Origin of the sequence: Nocardioides sp., assembly GCF_031422975.1 — a bacterium.
Taxonomy (GTDB): Bacteria; Actinomycetota; Actinomycetes; order Propionibacteriales; family Nocardioidaceae; genus Nocardioides.
Genome location: NZ_JANPEO010000347.1, coordinates 1 through 1,923, shown reverse-complemented (window position 1 = coordinate 1,923; position 1,923 = coordinate 1). Strand labels below are relative to the sequence as shown.

The 1,923-nt window shown below is 70.3% G+C and carries 2 protein-coding genes; both read left to right on the top strand.

Annotated elements, in window-relative coordinates; genetic code table 11:
• Window positions 1–1,324 (top strand): nucleoside-diphosphate sugar epimerase/dehydratase (locus RMO85_RS10515; RefSeq protein WP_310528678.1); only part of this gene is annotated, 1,324 nt, incomplete at its 5' end.
• Window positions 1,317–1,923 (top strand): aminotransferase class I/II-fold pyridoxal phosphate-dependent enzyme (locus RMO85_RS10510; protein ID WP_310528677.1); only part of this gene is annotated, 607 nt, incomplete at its 3' end. The genes RMO85_RS10515 and RMO85_RS10510, both read left to right, overlap by 8 nt.

Genomic DNA, 1,923 nt, shown 5'->3' with positions numbered 1-1,923 from the left:
GGTCAAGCGCGCCCTCGTGTACGGCGCAGGCGACGCGGGCTACCAGCTAGTCAGCCTGCTCCGTGCCGAACGCAACCCTGACTACCAGGTCGTCGGACTCATCGACGACAACCCGGCCAAGCGGCACCTTCGCCTGCACGGGATCCCGGTGGTCGGCGACCGCGACGCCCTCATCACTGCCGCCGACGAGCTCGACGCCGAGACGGTCATCCTCGCGATCACCTCCGCCTCCGGTGGCTTCGTCGGCAAGCTGCAGGACCAGGTCGACCACGCCGGCCTGGAGTTCCTGACGTTGCCGCCCATCTCGGAGATGATCGGCGGCCGGGTCGAGCTCGGCAGCATCCGCCAGGTCGACATCACCGACGTGTTGGGCCGGCACCCGATCGACACCGACCTCGGTGACATCGCCGACTACCTCTCCGGACGCCGTGTCCTGATCACCGGCGCCGGAGGCTCGATCGGGTCCGAGCTCGCGCGGCAGGTGCACCGCTTCGGGCCCAGCACCCTGGTGCTCCTCGATCGCGACGAGTCGGCGCTCCACTCCGTCCAGCTCTCGATCCACGGACACGGCCTGCTCGACGGCGAGGACACCGTCCTCAACGACATCCGCGACTACGAGGCGCTGGACGCGGTCTTCGCGCACCACCGGCCCGAGATCGTCTTCCACGCCGCCGCGCTCAAGCACCTCCCGCTGCTCGAGCGCTTCCCCGACGAGGGGTGGAAGACCAACGTCGAGGGCACCCGCAACGTCCTCGAGGCCGCGCACCAGCACGGGGTCGAGCACCTCGTGAACATCTCCACCGACAAGGCGGCCGACGCGACCAGCGTGCTCGGCTTCACCAAGCGGCTCGCCGAGCAGGTGACGGCGTGGTACGCCGAGTCCACCGGCCGCCGCTACATCAGCGTCCGCTTCGGCAACGTCCTCGGCTCCCGCGGCTCGATGCTGCACACGTTCAACACCCAGATCGAGCAGGGTGGACCGATCACGGTGACCCACCCGGACGTCACCCGTTACTTCATGACCATCCCCGAGGCCTGCGAGCTCGTCGTGCAGGCCGGCGCGATCGGTCTGCCCGGCGAGGTCCTCGTGCTCGAGATGGGGACGCCGGTCAAGATCCTCGACGTCGCGCGCCGGATGATCGCCACCTCGGGCAAGCGGATCGAGATCACCTTCACCGGCCTCCGCGACGGCGAGAAGCTGCACGAGGCGCTCTTCTCCGACGATGAGGAGCCGGCGCCGACCAAGCACCCGATGGTGCGATCCGTCGCGGTGCCGTCCGTCGATCCCGAGGCCCTCCCCGGACTGCGGAGCGCGCGTGGCTGAGCGCATCTACATGTCCTCGCCAGACGTCGGGCAGGCCGAGGAGGACGCCCTCGTCCGCGCGATCCGCTCCGGCTGGGTCGCCCCCCTGGGCCCGGAGGTCGACGGTTTCGAGGCCGACCTTGCGGCGTACGCCGATCGCGGGCACGGCGTCGCCCTGTCGTCGGGCACCGGCGCACTGCACCTGGCGCTGCTCGCCATGGGAGTGCTGCCCGGCTCGGTCGTCGTGACGTCCTCGTTGACCTTCGCGGCGACGACCAACGCCATCACCTACTGCGGCGCCACGCCCGCCTTCGTCGACTCCGACGAGTCGGGCAACGTCGACCCGGCGCTCCTCGAGCATGCGGTCACCGACCAACTCGCCCGAGGTGCCGACGTCAGTGCCATCGTGCCGGTCGACCTGCTCGGCAAGATCGCCGACCACGCAGCCATCGCCAAGGTCGCGGCCGCCCACGACGTCCCGCTCGTGGTCGATGCGGCCGAATCCCTCGGAGCCACCCGCGACGGGCGGCCGGCCGGCTCCGCGGGCGACTGCGCGATCGTGTCGTTCAACGGCAACAAGATCATGACCACCTCGGGCGGTGGTGCGCTGCTCACCGACG